This is a genomic window from Youngiibacter fragilis 232.1, assembly GCF_000495435.3.
Taxonomy (GTDB): domain Bacteria; phylum Bacillota; class Clostridia; order Clostridiales; family Clostridiaceae; genus Youngiibacter; species Youngiibacter fragilis.
Map to the genome: position 1 here is coordinate 1 of NZ_AXUN02000150.1, position 680 is coordinate 680.

Sequence of the window (680 nt, forward strand, 5' to 3'; positions counted from 1 at the left end):
TTTTTCCCTTAAGTGCTCCAAGAATTCTGAATCCTTGAGGATGTAAAACCAATGGCGCTTTAAGCTGAACTTGAGGGTCTTTGGATCCCTCAGCTTTATCAAGTGTTTTGTGTTCATACTAACCAAGTATCGAGCCTTTGAAGAGTAAACCACGTCGAGGAATTTAACATCATCCTCATGGCCGACCTCTTTAACAAGGCTCACATCATTCTCAAACTTCACTCTCGTAGATACCTCCTTAGTGCCATTCAGAACGAGTTGTAAATAGCCCTCGCCTTCTGGGTTTTCCCAGTTAGTAATCCGATGATCGCCAAGGTCTCTTTCATCTCCTTGAGAGTTTCCTTGGAACCGTAATTCACAAGCTTGTCTTCTCTGAGAAGACCGAGAATCTTAACCGCAGGACTCCTCTTAGAGTTCCTGGATTTCAGAGCGCTTATTAGAATAGAAGTGTCCAGTACCACCTTTATTTTACCTATTCAAATCACTCCAAGCTTTTTGAGCTTCCCCTCGATCCTCCTGAACTTCTTAAGCTCTGCACGAGCAATTTCCATTAGCTGGGAGGTACTTAGTTTAACGGACTTTTTGTCCTCTATGATGACCTTCCAGGCCTCATCATCACTCATGGGATTATCCATGCTTGCCATAACTTCCCTAACCTGGAAGAACCAAATGACATCTTC

At 43.4% G+C, this 680-nt stretch carries 3 protein-coding genes; all 3 read right to left on the minus strand.

Annotation, left to right across the window (positions count from 1 at the left end):
* On the minus strand, window positions 1–222 hold a 222-nt coding region (locus T472_RS07610), incomplete at its 3' end, for a hypothetical protein (protein WP_023863498.1).
* Between the two features lie 26 nt (window positions 223–248).
* Window positions 249–461 carry a PIN domain-containing protein gene (locus T472_RS07615; RefSeq protein ID WP_023863499.1) on the minus strand — a complete coding sequence of 71 codons (213 nt, stop codon included), beginning with the start codon at window positions 459–461 and terminating at the stop codon, window positions 249–251.
* Window positions 462–476: 15 nt separating this feature from the next.
* Window positions 477–680: hypothetical protein (locus T472_RS19750; protein ID WP_207643961.1), on the minus strand; the 204-nt coding region annotated here is incomplete at its 5' end.